At 53.0% G+C, this 16,630-nt stretch carries 19 protein-coding genes; all 19 read right to left on the bottom strand.

Going from position 1 to position 16,630, the window contains the following annotated elements:
• Nucleotides 1–33: 33 nt before the first annotated feature.
• The 19 genes from FVB43_RS20920 to FVB43_RS20825 all read right to left on the bottom strand — a co-directional run bounded on the left by FVB43_RS20920 (nucleotide 34) and on the right by FVB43_RS20825 (nucleotide 16,626).
• Nucleotides 34–342, bottom strand: a complete 309-nt coding sequence (locus FVB43_RS20920) for a hypothetical protein (protein ID WP_167864695.1) — start codon at nucleotides 340–342, stop codon at nucleotides 34–36.
• A gap of 9 nt (nucleotides 343–351) precedes the next feature.
• Complete coding sequence (locus FVB43_RS20915; protein ID WP_167864694.1) at nucleotides 352–3,489, bottom strand: TipJ family phage tail tip protein; 3,138 nt, start codon at nucleotides 3,487–3,489, stop codon at nucleotides 352–354.
• 8 nt (nucleotides 3,490–3,497) lie between these two features.
• On the bottom strand, nucleotides 3,498–4,028 hold the full coding sequence (locus FVB43_RS20910; RefSeq protein ID WP_167864693.1) for a tail assembly protein: 531 nt from the start codon (nucleotides 4,026–4,028) through the stop codon (nucleotides 3,498–3,500).
• Complete coding sequence (locus FVB43_RS20905; RefSeq protein WP_167864692.1) at nucleotides 3,971–4,699, bottom strand: C40 family peptidase; 729 nt, start codon at nucleotides 4,697–4,699, stop codon at nucleotides 3,971–3,973. Before FVB43_RS20905 ends, FVB43_RS20910 begins: the two co-directional genes overlap by 58 nt.
• Entirely contained in the window at nucleotides 4,696–5,400 is a 705-nt protein-coding gene (locus FVB43_RS20900; RefSeq protein ID WP_167864691.1) for a phage minor tail protein L, read from the bottom strand. Before FVB43_RS20900 ends, FVB43_RS20905 begins: the two co-directional genes overlap by 4 nt.
• On the bottom strand, nucleotides 5,397–5,747 hold the full coding sequence (locus FVB43_RS20895; RefSeq protein ID WP_167864690.1) for a phage tail protein: 351 nt from the start codon (nucleotides 5,745–5,747) through the stop codon (nucleotides 5,397–5,399). Before FVB43_RS20895 ends, FVB43_RS20900 begins: the two co-directional genes overlap by 4 nt.
• A gap of 12 nt (nucleotides 5,748–5,759) precedes the next feature.
• Nucleotides 5,760–8,873 carry a tape measure protein gene (locus FVB43_RS20890; protein WP_167864689.1) on the bottom strand — a complete coding sequence of 1,038 codons (3,114 nt, stop codon included), beginning with the start codon at nucleotides 8,871–8,873 and terminating at the stop codon, nucleotides 5,760–5,762.
• Nucleotides 8,874–8,933: 60 nt separating this feature from the next.
• On the bottom strand, nucleotides 8,934–9,218 hold the full coding sequence (locus FVB43_RS20885; RefSeq protein WP_167864688.1) for a hypothetical protein: 285 nt from the start codon (nucleotides 9,216–9,218) through the stop codon (nucleotides 8,934–8,936).
• 81 nt (nucleotides 9,219–9,299) lie between these two features.
• Entirely contained in the window at nucleotides 9,300–9,971 is a 672-nt protein-coding gene (locus FVB43_RS20880; RefSeq protein ID WP_167864687.1) for a DUF6246 family protein, read from the bottom strand.
• 59 nt (nucleotides 9,972–10,030) lie between these two features.
• Nucleotides 10,031–10,771, bottom strand: coding sequence for an Ig-like domain-containing protein (locus FVB43_RS20875; RefSeq protein WP_167864686.1), 741 nt, complete (start codon nucleotides 10,769–10,771; stop codon nucleotides 10,031–10,033).
• A gap of 24 nt (nucleotides 10,772–10,795) precedes the next feature.
• Nucleotides 10,796–11,179, bottom strand: coding sequence for a phage tail termination protein (locus FVB43_RS20870; protein ID WP_167864685.1), 384 nt, complete (start codon nucleotides 11,177–11,179; stop codon nucleotides 10,796–10,798).
• Entirely contained in the window at nucleotides 11,176–11,544 is a 369-nt protein-coding gene (locus tag FVB43_RS20865; protein WP_167864684.1) for an HK97 gp10 family phage protein, read from the bottom strand. The genes FVB43_RS20870 and FVB43_RS20865 overlap by 4 nt, the downstream gene beginning before the upstream one ends.
• A 1-nt stretch (nucleotide 11,545) precedes the next feature.
• Nucleotides 11,546–11,899, bottom strand: coding sequence for a hypothetical protein (locus FVB43_RS20860; RefSeq protein ID WP_167864683.1), 354 nt, complete (start codon nucleotides 11,897–11,899; stop codon nucleotides 11,546–11,548).
• A 168-nt stretch (nucleotides 11,900–12,067) separates the two neighbouring features.
• A complete protein-coding gene (locus FVB43_RS20850) occupies nucleotides 12,068–12,448 on the bottom strand; it encodes a DUF7370 family protein (protein WP_167864681.1) in 381 nt (126 codons plus the stop codon).
• Nucleotides 12,449–12,450: 2 nt separating this feature from the next.
• The gene (locus tag FVB43_RS20845; protein WP_167864341.1) at nucleotides 12,451–12,777 is read right to left on the bottom strand and encodes a hypothetical protein; all 327 of its coding nucleotides are present in this window, start codon (nucleotides 12,775–12,777) and stop codon (nucleotides 12,451–12,453) included.
• A 33-nt stretch (nucleotides 12,778–12,810) separates the two neighbouring features.
• Nucleotides 12,811–13,842 (bottom strand): major capsid protein, encoded by a 1,032-nt coding sequence (locus FVB43_RS20840; protein ID WP_167864680.1) that lies wholly within the window; start codon nucleotides 13,840–13,842, stop codon nucleotides 12,811–12,813.
• A gap of 11 nt (nucleotides 13,843–13,853) precedes the next feature.
• Nucleotides 13,854–14,300: a hypothetical protein gene (locus FVB43_RS20835; RefSeq protein ID WP_242462173.1), complete on the bottom strand. Its 447-nt coding sequence runs from the start codon at nucleotides 14,298–14,300 to the stop codon at nucleotides 13,854–13,856.
• Nucleotides 14,300–15,679, bottom strand: coding sequence for a DUF2213 domain-containing protein (locus FVB43_RS20830; protein ID WP_167864679.1), 1,380 nt, complete (start codon nucleotides 15,677–15,679; stop codon nucleotides 14,300–14,302). The genes FVB43_RS20835 and FVB43_RS20830 overlap by 1 nt, the downstream gene beginning before the upstream one ends.
• A gap of 26 nt (nucleotides 15,680–15,705) precedes the next feature.
• The gene (locus FVB43_RS20825) at nucleotides 15,706–16,626 is read right to left on the bottom strand and encodes a phage minor head protein (protein ID WP_242462172.1); all 921 of its coding nucleotides are present in this window, start codon (nucleotides 16,624–16,626) and stop codon (nucleotides 15,706–15,708) included.
• Between the last annotated feature and the right edge of the window lie 4 nt (nucleotides 16,627–16,630).

The following is a 16,630-nucleotide window of genomic DNA, read 5'->3' as shown; positions in this document are numbered from 1 at the left end:
AGGCACCCTTGTCATTGAATATCTGATACCCACTCATATAAACCTATAAATATTAATATTTAGGACAACGCGAGACATGTCACCAGCTGTGTTTATCACTCTAAACCCACCGTTATAAGTTCGGGTTACAAGGCTTTCCACGTAATAATTATTAGCCCAGTCACCAGGAGCGACTATCGCAGCAAAAAAACCTTCTGCCGTGACACCTGAATAAGGTACTGTGATTACAGTTCCATTTTGAGGAAAAGTAACTGAAGTTGTTGAGAAGAGCAAAAGATTATAGTCTCCGATATCTACAATCAGTTTCCCATTAGCATCCCAGCACTGCAAACCAGCTGGCATAATTTCCCCTTACTCGTCCCAGATGCCGTCTCTGATGCGCAGTGTGCCATTGGCATCATATACGCGTCGTTCAATGCCATTATCCCAGGTGCGACCAGCTCCATTTGAAGCATTACGTTCAAGAGTTCCGCCCTTATCCAGTCGCCATCCTGAAACGCCTGTAACAAAATTATCTGACTGGATGTACTGACCAATTTTCAGATTATCAATTGAGCCGTCTTTAATGAAAACTGTATCAAGGAATGCTTGCCCGTTTATGGTTGCGAATACCAGTTGATACCCGTTAGCCTCATTTCCTGTGTAAATTCCAAGTTGATCAGCATTAAAAGCAATTGTGGATTTATACGAACTGCCGTCTGGTTCAATACCCATCGACATTCCGCTTTTGTAATAAACCCCGTTACGCTCTATTTGCAGTCCGACATCATAGAATGCTGATGCAGTTCCATCTGATTTTACCGTGGCAGTGAGCTTTTCATTTACTGAGGCGGTGACGTCATCAAACTGAGCCTGAATCCGTGTGGAAAGTTCAGCCATCGCCTTAGCTGCATCAGCGACAGTGGTTTTAACAATGAGGATATCTGCGCGCACTGTTCCGTACTGTTTCCACTGATGATCCACCGAGGCGTTAACTGCAGATGCAAGTTCCAGCAGTCCATTGATGTTTGTATCAATTTTCCCATCGAGGCGTTCAAATGCTTCAGAGTCGCGAATAGCCTCATCAATGAGGTCAATCATGCCAGGGATATCAGCAGAAGCCTCGCCGGAAACCTCAACGAACGGAGAAACGCCAAATGCGTTTTTGGTACGAACGTACATGTAATACGTGGTATCTGCTTTCAGCCCCTGGACGCTCCACTGCGTTCCACGACCCAGGAATTGCGTTGTATCCTCCACGTCATCAATCCCGGTAACTGGCGTCTCTCCAGCCCACCAGAATTCATAGCTGGTATCAGTTGTCGCCGTTACAGACATCACAGGGACAATGACCGCAGAGAACAGGCCAGCAATCCACTGCACATAAGTCGGTGCTGATGGTGCACCTATAACAAGGCTGACCTGGGTTTCTGCGCCCTTCATCCCGTTCTCATTACGCCCACGCACACCCAGTGTGTAATCGCCAGCATCCAGCCCGTAAAACTCATAGCGGAACTGGTCTGTTTCGTACTGTGCGACCAGCGCTCCTTCTGTCGTGTACACGTACAGCTCAAACATCAACTTTTTCGTTGTTGTCGCCGTTTCCCACGTTGCTGTAACTTGTACCGTCTCGCTGTTCGTGTTGATGATTTTCAGGTTCTCAATGTTCGGAACCCGGTAGCCATTCAGCGTGTCAGATGGCGTTTCGAACACGGCTCCCTCATCAACAATCGCCTGCTTGTTGGGGTTATGCAGTGTCGCAGAGATGCTATACAGCGAGTTATTATCATCTTCCGACACGGCCATGATTCGCCACAGGCGAGTGCTGACCTCCCCTGTTGAGATGACGAATACCGTGCCGTCCTTCACCCAGGCAGGCACAGATTTCAATGTGATGATTGCGCCGGACACACTGACAATATCGTGCTTCTCAAACTTACCGTTTGCGCCCATGATCGACATCTTGTCACCTGAACCAACAAGCTCAGACACATCGGCATCTACATTGATAACAGCACCAGCGTGAGAGATTATCCGGCCACCAAGTCGCGTGGCAGCATGGTTGTTATCCATTACCTCAATAATGTCGCCTGGCAGAAATGCTATAGCGTCCCTTGCCATCTTAAATGTGACCTTTTTATCTTCAAGCTTGGCGCTCTCTACCAGCCATTTTGCGGTGCGAAGTGCCTGACCACGAGATGTACAGCCGAATGCCTCAATCGTGGTTTCGTTATACTCATAGCGACCGATCATCGCGTCATCTGAGTAATACTCCTTCACCTGCTCCCAGCCGTTGTTCGGGTCAGTCCATGATACGACCACGGCGTTAAATCGCTCTGAGCGCTTCATAGAGCTATACGTAAACAGTCCATCCACTACGCTAGCGTTGGTTACCGCTGCAACCGGGTCTTGCGGCCTGTCAATCATGATGGAAAAGCGCATGCCATCCCACAGAGCGATACCCCGAAACATCCCGGCGATATCGTCCAGCAACTCACGGGCACTCTTCTGCTCAGTGATATAGGCGTTTAGCGTGAAGCGTGGCTCTTTGCCGCCATACCCGTCGTCAACTTCCTGATCACAAAACTGCGACAGCACATAAAGGCTGCCGTCATCGACATCGATATATCCCGCCCTGCGTGCCAGCCCGTAGCGTGTGTTTTTTACCAGGGCACGGAAAATCCACGCCGGGTTATTTGTCCAGGCTGATTTAAATCCACCCGTCCATATTCCGGTGTAGGTCCGCGTTAGCGGGTTGTAATTATCCGGCACGTCAACAATGATGCCGCGCAGATGATAGGTGCGGTTCGGGGTGTCGGTGTACTGGTCACGGTCTATGACCGCTCCACACACAGCCGTGAATGGGTATGACAGATTGTCGTCTGTGATTTCCGTGTAGCTGTTCCACACAGTGCCGTTATTCAGCAAGTCGCTTGTGCTGTCGGGTGTGATGCGGCGAACGCGGATATCGAATGGCTTTGTCTGCGGCGCATTGATAACGTGCGCTTCGAGATATTCGCCGGAGATTTTCCCTCTTATGGTGACCGTCTGCGCAATCTGGAATGCATTATTTCCAGTGCGGGTCTCTATGACCATCGTGACACTGGTGTTCTCCTGGTTCCCTTTCGTGTCTTGCTGAACCAGCGCATTAACGCCAAGGTTGAAGCGAACCCGGGTAACATCGCTATCAGTGACCGTGCGCACCAGGGGAGTTGCCTGCGTGACATCGGTGTTTATGATCACCGTTGCCTCAATCGCAGCGAATCCGGTAATGGGTAACTGGTCAGCAGAACCGGGACGCCATGCAACGCTGACCCCGGGGATATTCACGGTGCCTGACGCGCTTGTTACAGGGGTCTTGTTTACACGAAATGAAGAGAGGTGGCGCTGGTCTACAGGCCCATAAATTGGACCGTCTGAGATGATGTCGAGGACTTTGTAAAACTGCTTAGAATTGAGGTTGTCGTTAATAAGAGTAGGAGTGCTACCGCCGCCGCCACCTGAACCCATGATTCACCTTAACTTATGGAAATATTCCAGTTTTTATTGTTCGTTGTGTCGATACCCAGCGAGCCAACATTCGAACCAACGACCATTTCACCCAGCAACAACGGTACAGGTCGCCCCTGCCCAACACGGTTCTCTGCGCTGGTGAAAGAGTTGTTAGTTATCGAGTTGGATTGAGCTGCATCAGCTGAGTTTTTTGTCTTCATGTTCGACGTCATGTAGAGCGAATAAGCGACTGATGCCACGGTGATTGCCACCATTACCCACATCACTGCTGCAGCTGAGAGCGCAGCACCCTCAACAATCGGCACAAAGAGAACGGTCGCACCGTCCTTCAGGTGTCTGTCCATGTGAAACCCGAGAGTGTCGGCAGAAACATCAGCGCCATCAATGCGCATGCGGATCCGGGATTTGTAAAAATCACGCTTGAACTCAGGAAGCTGTGCGAGTAGCAAGCGAAGCCCCTGTGCGGGGGTTTCGACGTTTAAAGCGATCTGGCGGAAATGTCGTCTGAGATTCCCCGCAAATCTAAAGATGAGCATTGTTCATGCCTCCAGACAGAGTGGGTCAGGCGCAGGTAAGCGGGCCGTAAGACTTCGCGACGGCTTAGCCGGCCATGCGTTTCATGATGCAGAATGGTGTTATCACCGAGGTAAATCATCGCGTGGCACGGGTCAGTTTCAGCGAATGCCCGCCGGATAATCACGTCACCGGGCTGGATGTCAGACATGCTTACTTCATGGAAGCCGTTAGCAGCCATGTTTTTCAGATACAGGTTCTCGCCACGCAGCCACCACCCGTTAGTGCGTTCAAAATCCGGCAGGTCAATACCGCACAGGTGATAGGCGTCACGGAACAGGGTGTAGCAGTCCATGAACCCGTGGCTGAATGTGCGGCCCAGCAGGTGAGGTACAGGCCGGAATTTTCGAAGTTCTCCATCACTGACCAACCACCACTCAACCCCGGTAGCCAGTTGCGCCTGACGGTCAGCACCGGATAACGCCAGCTTTGGCATAGGGTGAGAATGAAAAACGGCGGTGATTTCTCCCGCCGCTTCTGCTGATAACCAGTCATCATCACTTATTCGAAAGTGCAGCCCCGGATCCGGGTGAATATTCCGGCAGCGCACAAGCGTATTACCATCGATAATCAGCCCACAGACCTCGTCAGAGGAGGTGGCGGCATACTCCAGACACTCATCGTCAATCATCATGAGACCTTCGCAGATCCGGGGAATCCGCCATACGGCATCGCTGACGGCTTCGGGTAACGTTTCCGGCATCCGGATGTGTGCTTTGAGCATTTGTCCTTTGTCGGGTCACTGGTGGGAACATCTTTTTCGTCAGCTACCGGGGGGCCGTCATAGCCACAACCTTCTCCCCTGTAAATCCACTGACAAACATCAGCGAGGATGGTTCTGGCCGGGATGATAGCGTTATCGCAGTCAACAGGAGTTGCCAGGCTATAGGTGACGGTTTCGAATGTCTCTTCCGTCATCTCTTCAATGACGTACCGGGAAACAGCCTCCATCGTCGGATCCGCATCCGGATTGCCACCGGGGAAGTTAACGACATCGAGGTACTTAACAGGAACCTGCCGCCGCGTAATCACCGCACCAAGAGCATCATCAAAATCGCTGTTTATTCCGGTAATCAGCCCGGTAATGTTCGCTACCTTCATCGTCGGTCGCGAATAAGTTCCCTCTGATTTGGTTTCGAAGCCCTCTACCGATATCGGATATGCCGAGTAAGCCAAACCCTTCCAGATAACGTTCCCGTAATAGCCGTTGGTGCCGCCATGAAACCGGATTACATCACCACCGAACGACTGCAGGTCGACTTCGAAAAGGTCAAGCATCGCGCCAACTCCGGCATCAACGCTGTCGATGATTAGTTCTGCTGGTATGTCTCTCATCGTGGCACCTGCTCAAAAGTGGCGGTCAGCTCGTACTGGCCACCTGTTTTCTTTCCCTGCCATGACCGACAAACAAAGAGCGCCTGCACTCCGGTATCAGATGGCGTCCAGTAAAACGACTCGACAGCCATCCGTGCCTTCAGGAACGCTTCTGCTTCCTTCGCAAAGTTAGTCCTGCCGCACAGCCCATCAACACCGATAAACGTCAGTGGGTAGCTGTCCATCAGTGGGTTGATTCCTTTAACCTGCCGCTGCTCGTAGCCGTCACCGAGCTTAACGACGGCCACATTCGGCGCACGGCTAATCGTGTAGCCTTTTTGAGGACTCCATGTAAATGTTTCTGGCATGGGGTTTTCCTGTTACTTGCGGAGTAAGCCGTTTGGCCGCTGCTGGTCTTTGATGGTACGGATCGCCACAGTCTGCATCATCTGCGCCATCTGCTTCTGCGTTGCTTCGTCAATGCCGTTCGTGGTTTGGACGTGGAACGCCACATTCATAACAACCCCGCCACCACTTTCTGAACCACCCATCATGTCCTTATTGCTGATCACCTTGCCGTTGTCACCGGGAATCATGTACTGCTTGCCAGTGCTCGCCTGATAGATTTCCGGCTTTCCGCCCTCGCCTACCTGGTACATGCTACCAGCGCTGACCGGGCCGCCATCTTTACGTGCCCCTGCTATTGCCAGGCCTTTCGAAGCAACCAACGCAGTGCTGTAGGCAGTGGTGCCTGTTGCCGACGCAGCTCCCATCGTTGCAATCGATGCGCTGATTGCGGCTGGTGCCCATGCGGCAGCGGCGGCGGTGGCTTGCGCTGTAGTGGATGCAAGTGCGGCAGTGGCAGCAACTTGGCCCATAATCATGTTTTTGACGTACTGCAGGCCCATCTCAACAAGGCCACTCACTACGCTATTCAGGATTGTGGAGCCGATGTTGGCAAACGCCTCACTCAGGCTTTGAGTACCATTAAGAAGACCAGTGATTGCGTTGGTAGCACCACCTTGCAGTGAGTCGATAGCGCTACCGAGAAGCTGGTTAGCAGTGTTCTGGTTTTCCCATATCTGCCAGGCAGCATTGATCCGAGCCTGCTCATACTGGGTGTTCGCTGCATTCATCAGGGCGATAGACTGCTGCTGCGTTATCACTTTCTGCTGCTCGAACTGCTGAATAAGAGCTAATTTCTGAGCGTTTTCATTCGCCAGAGCCTGTACCGGGTCAACTGTTCCTGCCGCTGCCAACTGAGGCGACACAGCTTGCTCTGAGCGAATCTTCGCAAGATTAATCTGGTGTTGCTGCTCGAGTTGTTCAGATGTGGCGTTGTACTGCTCCTGGCTGATTTTCTTCGCAGACAAGGCTGTATTAAGATCCGATACGTCTTGTTGATAGCTGGCGTTCTCTCTTCTTTCAGGGAGAAGCTTTTCCGCTGCGGCCTGCGCCCGAATTGCGTTGCCTGTATCCCATTTAGCTGCTGCATACTGTCCAGCAAGCTTAATGTCAGCCTGAGTCGCGGCATTACCAAGAGACTGCTGAGCCGCCAGAATAGCCTGCTCACGACTTAATTCCCGAGTTGAGTCTGCTGCCATCTCTGATTGTTCTTTGAGATTTTCCAGTTTCTGCGCAACGCTCTCCGCCTGGGTTGCTGCTTTATTGCTCAGGGACGTACCTTCTTTCACTGCCGCGTTACGTTGTTCCTCTGCTCTCTGGAGGTCATATTGCGCCCCAGCAAGCTCTGCAGCAGTATTGATCTGGTTCTGGTTTCCGCCTTTGGCTGTAGCCTCCATTCTGGCTTTAGTAACAGCCCTGAGACGCTTATCAGTGATAGCCAGTAGCGCGTTTTCATCTTCAAGGCTTTTATTGTAATCGTCTGCTTTTTCGCTTCGGGGAATTTGCAGGCTGGAAGCGTTGAATTTTTCTTTCGCAGCAGCCGCCAGATTTATCGACTTAGCGAAATGATTCATCATTCCAGCGGCATCACCTGCCGCTGTTGATTCGCGACTCAGCAGGTCGATACCTGTTTTCAGGCCGGTAGTAAGCTGTGCCTGACCGAGAGTTATAGCGCTTTGTGTCTGGCTGAGCCTTTTCTGTGCCCTCTCAAGTGCATCGGCGGCAATATACTGATCATCCATGGCGCCAGATAGAGCGTCAGCAGCCTGCCTTCCTCTGGTAGTGCCTTTGCCCCAGTTATCAATTTCTTTTCGCAGGTCGCTGACCCGATATGTAGCATTGTCATATGCTTTCTGCGCGTCATCGACGCTATCGCTGAGGCTGCCCATGCTTTCACGCATTCTGGCTATTGATGCGCCAAGTTCTGTCGCTGACATTTCCTTGAACTTTGCTACCAGTGCACCAACGCCATCTGCCAGGTCATTGGCTTCCTGTTTCGCCTGCTGCGCTTTCTGATAGAAAAAGAATATTGCTGTTGCTGCAAGAGTTGCCACGCCCGCAGGCCCGCCTACTAAAGCCATTGCTCCGCGTAATCCAGATGAGGCAGCTGCTAACGCCCCCTGCGCTGTTGCTGCGCTGTATGAACTGGCTGCAAGAGCTAACTGTTTCTGTGTGGCAAGAACAAGCGCCGCCACGTAACGCGATCCCATCACGGCAGTCACAGCCAAAATTACAGTTGATACAACATCAAGGTTTTCGCTCAGGGTAACCACGGCATCATTGAAGATTGCCACGCCCGCTTTAACAGTTGTCGAGCTACCGACGAACTGCGTGATGTTGTTCCCGGCTGTCTGGAATGCCTGCCCGATAGTTTGTGTGGTGTTGGCGAACTCTTTGCCGATCACATCGCCTTGGCCCAGCAGCCCATTAACAACGACATCAGTAGTCAGCTTGCCCTGCGCAGCCATTGCACGCATCTGACCTATGGAAACCCCCATGGAATCCGCCAGGGCTACGATCAGTCGGTTGCCCTGCTCGTTCACAGAGTTGAACTCTTCTCCGCGAAGGGCGCCGGACGCCAGTCCTTGTGAAAGCTGAATAATGGCGTTCTCTGCTTCCTGCGCCGTGGCGCCAGATACGACAAACCCCTGGTTGATGATCGTGGTGAGCTTCGCCACGTTTTCTGCGCTGGTGCCGTACTCACGGGTAGCCCTCTCCAATCGAGCGTAGAGCGATGCGGTAGCGTCAAGGCTTGAGCGGGTAGACTGCGTAATATCAAACACGCGCTGCGTCACCTGAACAAGGCTTTCCCCTGTCCTGATGGAGTTCGCCAGTTTGTTGTTAAGCGTGGTCCATGCATCAGCATAGTTCGCAACCTGCTGCACTGATAATGCAGCCGTGAGAGCACTAGCTACTCTTGTTAGTGATGAGAATGACCTCTCTGTACCAGAGACTGCTTTTCCAGTTTTCTCAAATTTCCCCTCCATGTCATCGAGGCGAGCATTAACTTTTTGCTGTGACTCGATAAGCTTGGCTACGTTCATTTCTACTTCATAAACGATATTTCCTACCTGCTGCTCACCTGCCATTGCTTATCTCCGGGCATAAAAAAACCCCGCCGGAGCGAGGTTTGTTAATGTTTTATTAATTCAGTTGTACGAGTCTATTTTTGCTCTGATGTCTTTTGCGCTCTGGCAGTACATCGCATCTTCTGGAGTAGATGGTTTATTTTTCATGCACTCAATATAGATATCGTCATTTTGCTTTACGCCCTTCATGATGATTCCAACAATCCTTTTGCAAAGCTCCGGCTTCTGATGGTCCTTGCAGACCCCCTCATGTAGCTGGTTCAACATGTCCATTGATTGTTGTTCAGCCGAAGATATCTGCGGAAAAAAAATGGTCATCACCAGCAGAAAAAAACCTTTCTTCATATCCCTATCCCCATTCATAAGTATGGCGATAATCCTAAAGGGAAGCTGATGCAATGGGAAGCAACAAAGCAGCAAGATCTGCTATGCAGCCTTCGCCAACCTTCTCGCTTTTTTAGCCAGATAATCATCAGCCACTGCCTCGTATTCATCGCGAGTGAACCCCTTCTGATCGGGGTATTTCGCTGCCAGCATCATTTGAAACTCGGTCATCGATAGCTGCTCAGCTTCACCCCGGCTTATGCCGAAGTGGTTTCGTGCTGCGCTGATATATTCGAAAGCGTTGAACTCAGATGTAGCCTGGTTGCTTTCGTGGCGCTGAAGCTGCCGCACCTTCGCTTTTCCGATGATGCCGTGAGTAATTAGTGATTGGGCGATGAGTATCATGTCACTCAGTGGCATTACCCCTTTTCGGTAGACGAATGCGCCTCTTCCAAACTTTCCAGACTTACTTGGGACTATTTCACCAATTAATTTCCCCAGGTCTGTCTGGCAGCAAGCCTGAAGTATCGCCATTGAGGCCAGAGCCGGGATTCTCACATAATCTGGCGATGAAGCCTTCTCCATTACCCACTTCGGAATCATTCCGTAAGCCTGGTAGGCGTTCTGAATGATGTTGTAATGGACATCATGGAATGCCTGCACAATCTCCTGTGGCTCACCAATACGGCTCATGGCGGCGAATGATGGCCTGAAGAAATACTCATCCTCTCCCGCAGTAATCAGGCACTCGCCGATTTCTTTGTATGGTGTCATGGGTTAATCCTGTAACAGACATTTTCGGGGCCACCAGGCGGAAGCCCCTGAAATGGCAGTTATGCGGTGATGGTTGCCGCAGTAGAGCCAGTAAATGCACCGTCAGTTGAGGTGAAGGTGATTGTTGCTGTTCCTGCTGCAACACCAGTAACCAACCCGGTAGAGCTGACCGTGGCTTTTGTCGCGTCAGAGGTTGTCCAGGTGCCGGATTTATCTGTTGCGTCAGCCGGCAGCACTGTTCCGGTCAACTGGCGGGTCGCACCAACGGTCAGAGATGTCGTGGCAGGAGTAACAGTGACGCCTGTAGCTGGCACTGTGTCATCGCTATCCAGAACCTCGATGGTTGTAGCATCACCCACCTTGAACTCAGTGGTGAACGTCACGATGTCATTAGTGCCGCCATCGGAACTCAGCGCCGTAACCACCATGTAGCCACGGAAAGTGACCTCACCGTACTCCATGCGCACCCAGATGCCTGGCTGGCGCCGGGCCTTCAGCTCTGCGGCGAAATACTTGATGAATCGGCCTACGCCGTATTGGTCCAGCTTGCCTTTCTTGCGCACCTCACCTTCAAAGCTGATAGTGAAATCAGAGTTGGTGATAATGCTCTCAACAAAGCCGCCACCGTCATCTGCATCCGATGTGACTGTGTTTGGTGAGAAGTCCCACCCTTTGCTCGTTCCGGCAGCCAGTGCTTTCCATTCCGATTCCTGCGGCAGCGTGTCGCTACAGCCATCGGCAACTTCAAGCACAACGGCGCCACCGAACAAACGTTCGTTGCTGTTCTGGCAATCTGCCATGGGTAATTCCTCTTTGACGTTTATTTAGCTGCCGAAGGTGGCAACAAACTGAAGCCGATAGACCAGGCGGCCCTCGGTTGTTTGAACGGGGGCAGGAATGCCGCCGAGATTTTCCAGATAGCCAACGCAGGCGTCGACCATTGGGTTTTGCTGAACGAAATCGATGATCGCCTGTACGCGCTCGTCTACCGCACCATTGGCACCTTTCGCACCGATAACATCGACCATCACGTAATAATCACCGCCAAGCTGGTTGCGGACAGCACTGCCACCATTAGGACGGAAAATCATGAAGTTATCGGTGAGCTTTCCGGTGTCATTCCACACCAGAAGTTGAGCGAGATATCCAGTAGTTAGAGCGGCATCATTGAAATAATTGAGCACACGCTTGTGCATAGGAGGGGTCACAGTGCCATCTCCTTTTTAATGGTGCGGTCGATCAACTCGCGCGTATCTTCGAAGCCTCTCGTCAGGAACTCTTTCTGAGCAGTGGCTCGCCGGAATGTCTGAGTTACCTCTGGATCATGAACATAAACCGCATAGTTTGCTGAGTAGCCCACTCTCCCGGTTAGCCGCGTCCCTTTGACTTCCAGTTCGCGAAACTGACTATTGATTAACGTTGAGGTGTCGATAGGCGTGTAAAGCGCTGCCTGAGATGAACCGATAATCAGCGCACTTTGCAACGCCCTCACAGCCTTGCGCCCCTGAATATCATCCACCAGACGATTGAGGTTCTGCTTGGCTTCACGCACACCTTTAATTTTCACGCCCATATCAGACTCCCGTAATTATCGCGAAATCGTCAGCAATGCGCTCAAAGGTGTCAGCATACCGGATGACCTGCATCACCTCGTCAGCGCCAGCGGCCAGCGGATCCGGCGCAGTCGATTCGCCAATCAGGATGTAATCCCCGGCATCAGCCAGATCAAACTCAGTCCAGAACGTGTTTTTAACCACGCGCTCTGTACCCAGGCTACCGATGCGCTTAGAAAGGCCGCCCTGGTAGTCAGCCATGATAACTATCGGTTCGGCATAAACCGCTTCATCGCCGTACTCTGTCGAGGCGTCTGGCAGCCGCTTCCAGATCGTGCACGGCGCGGTGTAACTCCACGCAGCAAGTGAACTCACTCTATTCCCTCCAGCTAACGACAGTGGGATTCTCAGCAGCAATGCGCGGGCAGTTAATGCGCCACTCACCCGCTGCGTTAACGTAAGCGGTCGTTTCCTTCCCGCTATCCGTCTTCACCCACACACGCTGGAATTTCCGGGGTAGGCGTTCTGATGCTGATGTCGACATTAGCAACCTCCAGCAACCATGAAGAAACCTATGCTGGATCCAGCGCTGATAGGCAGGCCAGACGCGCACCCTGACGTATCCAGCGTGGAGAGCGAGTTACGCAGCCAAGTGGTGCTGTCCTCGCCATATTCAAATGACCGGGAAGCACCGGATGGCGCGCCCTGCGATTTGATGCGCCGCGCCCCGGAAGATGCCGACATCAGCGACGCCGCATACAGTTTGATCAGCGTCTGCGTGCACTCGTCGTAACCAGCGCCATCGAGGCAGTCATCGATTTTATTGACGCTACACAGGATCGGCGTAAGCAAAGCATCAGGGATGGTATAGCCCAGCTCAGTGAGCAATGACTTAACATCCGCTGGAGTGATCTGGGCTGCCATCGCTATTTACCTTTTTTGGTTGCTTCAATCAGTGCGGCTTCTGCCGCGTCAGCGCGTTTCGTTTCTGCTTCGAGAGCTGCGACATGTGCCTGTTGCGCCGTAGTGAGGTCTTTCTCTGCCGCGTCAGCGCGCTGAGTTTGCGCTGCCAGCTCAGCGTTGAGCTTTTCCAGATCAGCACCACCCGGCGTGGCTACTTCAAAAATATCAGCTGATACCAGAGTCGCCTTGCCGTTCAGCCAAGCCGGGAGGGTGGTGCCTTCGTAAACTTCACCCTTTTTCAGCTTGTGGCTGTCATGGGTGAGGATCCATTTCTGCTTTTTGTCTGACATGGTAAATCTCCAGAAAAGAGGGGCCGATGCCCCTTATGCTTTGGTCAGCTGAACGTAACCGGCGTTACCTTCATCATCGTGTTTGAACTGCGGCGCCACAGCGGCCAATACGCTGTAGATATAATCATCTTCAGGGTTGATGCGCGCTTTCGGACGGATGGTTAGCGGCATACCATTGAGGATCTGCACAACGTCAGGACGTTTCACAACGCCCAGCACTTCATTGGCTGGAACCTTGGAAGCCGGAACGATGCCAGCAAGACCTGGGATCTCCATCAGGCGTGTCAGAATGGTTTTCGGATAATTAGCTGCATAGTCGGTCACGGATGCATAGAACCAGTCCGAGTAGTTCACATACAGCGTTACCGGGGCGTAATAATTCTTCGCATGCAGCGCTGCAATGGCTGCTGTGATAACGCTCACCCACTGTGCGCCGGTGGCAGCGGCCAGATCAAAACCATGCGTCCCGGTTGCGCGCTGAGGAGCGTTGCGGAAGCCGTAGATGGTCGACTCGCCGACGCGAATGGTTGTGTCGCCATTCAGCACCATGTCTTCCATCTTCTCAGCCACTTTACGCTGATGGTTACCGATCGCGTCGCTGTCCAACGAGTAGCCTTCAGTCTGTGCCGCCAGCATCTGACGCCAGCCGAAACTCAGTTCTGAGTCGATGATCGGCAGCGGCGTGCCTTCATAGTTCATTACTGGTGAATCCGCCTTCGCCTTCCCGCGACCGTCCAGGCTGATGTTCACATCACCGGAATCAGACAGGGTCATGAAGTAGTGGATGATTTTTCCGAGGCGCATCGGGCGGGATACGGATGCAGCCAGGTCATTAAACACTGACAGCACATCGCGCTGCACGGTGATCGCCGAACGGTCCCACTCACCCCATACATCCTTGGGCAGGGTGGAGGCATTACCCATCAGCTCGTTGTGAGCGATTAGTGCGCCGTTGGCATGGTTCACATCAAAGCCGTTTTGCGCAGCCATCATGTTGTGGGAGTGCTCCCAGCGGCGGCGACCGTTGAGGATCAGCGCCTGCTGCTCTTTAGTAAACTTCAGCATTCTGTAATTCCTTAGGCCGAAGCCGGCTTAGCGTAAGAGTTAACGATCACAACATCAGCGAAGCCAGCGGCGGCCAGAGTGCGGCCTGCTTTTTCGTCGAAGGTAGCCACAACGATGTCTCCAGCAACTGCGGCTTTGAAGATGCCACCAGCACCAACGGTCAGCTCCTGGCCGACGGTGTAAGCAGCTGCGGCCAGGCGCACGTTGTATTCCTGATCAACTTCAACACGATACTGGACGCCAGTTTCGTTCGCCGCGTATGCGGTGTTGATGTCCTGACCAATGAAGCGGCGGTTGCCCAAAATCAGCAGGCGGCCTGCAGCATCCGCAGCAACAGTCACACCGCCAGTCGTGTTTTTCTTTACCACCACACCGGGCAGGTAAGCACCAGCCACTGGCAGGTTGATGGTTTCCGGCTCACGCTCGACCGGGCCGCGATAAATGACATGTGCCACCATTATTTTTTCTCCATTTCAGCGTTAAGGTCGTAGTCAGCCCACTGATCGGGAGCCTGGCTATTGGGATGGAACCCACCAATAAGACCGTGGGACTTCTGGCAGTTGGCATACAGACGGTCGAGAGCTTTACCATGCAGGTCAGCCACTTCTTCGTCGCTCATGTTCATGGACAGTTTCACCGCATCGCGTTTCTGCTTCAGCTCGTTCACCGAGTTCGCCTGAAGCTGAGTTTCCAGCGTGGTCAACTTATCAGTGAGCGGTGCAATGGCTGCATTGACTGCGGCAGTAATGGCAGCGGCATTAGCCTGCTGCGCACCAGCCGGATCGCCGCCACCTTCTTTCTTTAGCGTCTGCTGGTTAAAGGCATCCCAGACCTGATCGTCGGTCAGCCCTTCGGTTTTAACGCCTGCGGCATTGAGCGCGGCGATCATCTTCTCTTTCATCGGGTTACTATCTCCGTTGGTTTTGACTTCATATTCAGTGGGTTTGCGAATAACTTCGACAGGCTCACCGACCAGCGTCACCGCGCCATCGTCAATGAGGTACTTTTGCTGGAAGAGCTGCTTCCCTTCCTCGTAAATGAACTTGTCCGGCCAAACGCTGGTGACGTAGCGATAAAGGTCGGTGCCGGCTGTTGAGCGGATGGCATCGCGCAGCATCGAATAAATCTCGTCAAACGATGCGTCGCCGTTATGGTGCAGGAAGAACTTCGCCTTGTTGATCAGGCCGTCTTTCATATTGTTAGCGGTTTCCGTCAGGCTGGCCGCTTCTACTGCCCCCTCCTCGCCGTCAGCGTTCACAAAGATGCCAACGCCTTCAGCTGGTGTAGCCGCACCTGGTTCGTCCAGCAGGATGGCCACATGGTCAAAGCGCATGTTGCGGGCTATCCAACTGTACTTTTTGCCTTTTGACTCTCCCTTGCTGTTCTCTTTGTTGAGCAGCAGGCCGGTGGAAACGTGGATGGGTTCGACGCTGTTCCCGGCGATCATATCGTCGAGGCGAGCAATCAGGCGCTTACCGTCCGGCGACTGGTCGGCAACGCGCTTATTCACATAAACGTCCATCACCACCTTGTCGCCGGATTTGGTGACGTTCTGGGCCCATGCGCCAACGTGGAACTTGTTCAGCGCGCGGGCATCGTTGGCGCTGACAAACTTGCCGTCGACTTTGGGGTGTGGCAGTGGGGTAAGTTTCCCCTCGATGCTGCCATAGCTACTGTTAATTTCCTCCGCCGGGTACAGGCCACCATTCATCACCACGTCATCAACGACAGGCACAACGCCGCGAATGACGTAATGCTCGTCACCGTCGATGGTTTTAGTTGAGATGTTGGAGGCGTTAACAGCGAAGGATTTAACGTGGATGCTTGATAGCTTCACGCTGGATCCTCATTTGGTTTGAATTGTCAGGCAGCCTTCTTCCACTGCTTTCTCTCTTCGATAAGGCGGTCGATAAGCCCCTGATTCACTATCTGGCCCTTCTCGTCCACCAGGCACGGTATCTGGCTGCAATAGCAGCGGTAGCGGTTGCCGTTCACGGCATAGAAGGCTCGCACCTCTTCAGTCGTGTATACCTGTCCATGCCTCGATGCGTGCCAGGGGCGCGTGGTTGGCTTCAGCGCAGAGATCCACAGCAGCGCGGTCCGCAGTCCAAGCCGTTCAGCGCTCCAGTCGGTTTCAGCCCACTGCGCCTGTCGGAGCGCGCCAACCTGCTCTGTCTGGGCAATATTCTTTGCCCGGGCCATCGACACATCCAGGCGCTTGCTGATCACCCTGGCAGTGTCGCGAGGATTGACACCCCGACCGATGGCGTCTGAAAGCACATTAGCCAGGTCGGTGCGCGCGGCGTCGCTTAAGCCCTTCCAGTCGCTGTAGGTAGACACATAGGCTGCTGCTATCTGGTTCTGGTAAGCGGGGCTGCTCAGCAGTTGTGCCATGGTGGTCTGCTGGGCGTATGCCTGAGACTGGGTCGAGAGGTTTGTGAACGCCTGGTGCGTGCCGCGCTCGTATTCTGCGGCTACGTATTGCAGCGACCACAGGTCCTGCTCTCCACCCTCCAGCAGATAATCATCAAGAATGGTCTGAACAATCTTCAAGAGGTCAGAGATCTGCGCCGCCGTCATGTCATAGACAAAGGTGGAGGCATTCGCCGCGTAAAGCGTTGGCATATCACCGGACTGGTGGCAGAGGAAATTCCATTTCTGGCCGTTCCACTCACGCTCCCGCCCGGTCATGCGCTCGTCGAACAGCGCCTTGAGCGCCAGCTTTATCTGGTAATACCGTTCATCAATATCCTTTGCCATCCGGCTGACTGCACTGCCTGACATCGTC

The organism is Erwinia rhapontici (assembly GCF_012271765.1).
GTDB classification, from domain to species: Bacteria; Pseudomonadota; Gammaproteobacteria; order Enterobacterales; family Enterobacteriaceae; genus Erwinia; species Erwinia rhapontici.
Note: the sequence above shows the minus strand (reverse complement) of the source record. Positions and strands in the feature narration are given on the sequence as shown.